Origin of the sequence: Clostridium tarantellae, assembly GCF_009295725.1 — a bacterium.
Lineage (GTDB): Bacteria > Bacillota > Clostridia > Clostridiales > Clostridiaceae > Sarcina > Sarcina tarantellae.
Map to the genome: position 1 here is coordinate 1 of NZ_WHJC01000458.1, position 1,753 is coordinate 1,753.

Annotated in this window: 2 protein-coding genes; both read right to left on the reverse strand. The window is 22.0% G+C overall.

Features of this window, described 5'->3' with window-relative positions:
- Positions 1–430: response regulator (locus GBZ86_RS15555; protein WP_152892172.1), on the reverse strand; the 430-nt coding region annotated here is incomplete at its 3' end.
- Positions 431–506: 76 nt separating this feature from the next.
- Positions 507–1,753 (reverse strand): ABC transporter permease (locus GBZ86_RS15560; RefSeq protein WP_152892174.1); only part of this gene is annotated, 1,247 nt, incomplete at its 5' end.

The following is a 1,753-nucleotide window of genomic DNA, read 5'->3' on the forward strand; positions in this document are numbered from 1 at the left end:
CAACTGTCGCATTTGAAAGATTTAATTTAAAATTTTTATAATTTAATATACTATTTGTTTTAAAATTTGTATCTATTCTTTTAAATATATTAGTTATTCTAGCTAATAATATTTCTAGGTTATAAGGTTTTGTGATAAAATCGTCTGCACCTAAGTTTATACTCATTAATTCATCTATTTCAGTATTTCTACTGGTAACTACTATAATTGGAATATGAGAGTGTTTACGTATTTCTCTACATATATAATAACCATCAAAAAGAGGAAGGTTTATATCTAATAATATAAGATTCGCATTTTCACTTTTAATATATTCTATTATATTAGTAAAATCCCTAGGAGCATTTACTTCATATCCATACTTTTTTAAAAAACATTGTAGTTCTTCTCTTATAACTTCATCATCTTCAACAATAATAATTTTCTTCATTATTCTTCTCCTTTGTACAAATATAAGGTTATTAAATAATGTAAAACAAAATTTAATAACCTTAACTAGTATAATGCTAAATATTCTTTTTTACCATATTTTTATAGGCTAAATAAGTTGTATAAAAATATCCTATGTAAACTATAAAAAATATTAAAATTGTCATTAAAACTGAAAATTTAATATCTATTTTATTAAATCTACTTACATAGTCATTAACTAGAATAATTCCAATTATAGAGTGAATTAATGCAAGAAGTACTGGAAGAGAAAAATATATGAAAATTTGAATAAAAATTGTTTTCTCTATCATTGTTTCAGTTGCTCCAATTCTCTTTAAAACTCTATATCTTTCCATACTATCACTGGCTTCTGATAATTGTTGAAGAGCTAATATAGCCATGCTACTTATTAAAAATACTAAACCTAAATATATGCCAATAAATAATATGGTAGTTGTTAACCCTTTACTTGAATCATAAACAACATCCTTTGAATAAGCCTTTAAATAGTGAATATTTAAACTTTCATACTTACCTTTAATTGAATCATCATGAATTTTCTTATACTTTTTATTATTTTCTTCCCTATGATTTTGAGAATACATTACATTAAGTATTGATTCATAAATTTTAGAATGAGATAAAAAATTATCATTTATAATAATTGTGCAATAAGTATTTGTCATATCATAAGTATAAATATTTTCTTCTATAGCTTTATGATTTTTTATTAAGTACTCTTTTCCCTTAATATGAACCTTATTATTAACTTTTAAAATTTCATTAATTGGCTCCATTAACTTTATTTTATTTGATAAAAGTAAAATTTCATTATTATTTAATTGTATTTCTTTTTCACCCTTAAGTTTTAACATTTTATTATAGTCAGATATTTTAATAAATGTTGGTTGTAAATCCTTAAATGCTTGAAGTTCTTTTTTAAATAATTGGTTTATTTTTACTCCTATAGTATATTCATTACAAATTGCATACTTTTCATTTTCACTTTTTTTAAAATGTACTTTATTAAGGATATCTTCTATATTTTTATCTTCACCATTAGTATATAAAACTACACTAGCATCAAAGGGAGTTAATTTTTCAAGTGCTGCCTCTGAACCTTTTTTAAAGCTTATACCTAAGGATAATGCGACTATTGTAATGAATAACATTATGCAAATTAAAGCCATAGATAAAAAGTTTGTATTAACTTTACTATTTATTTGTTTTAACATAAATATGGTTAATCCTTTAAAATATAATTTTTTATTCTTATTTACTCCCGAATTATTCACCAAACTATTTTTTAGAAGATAAAAAT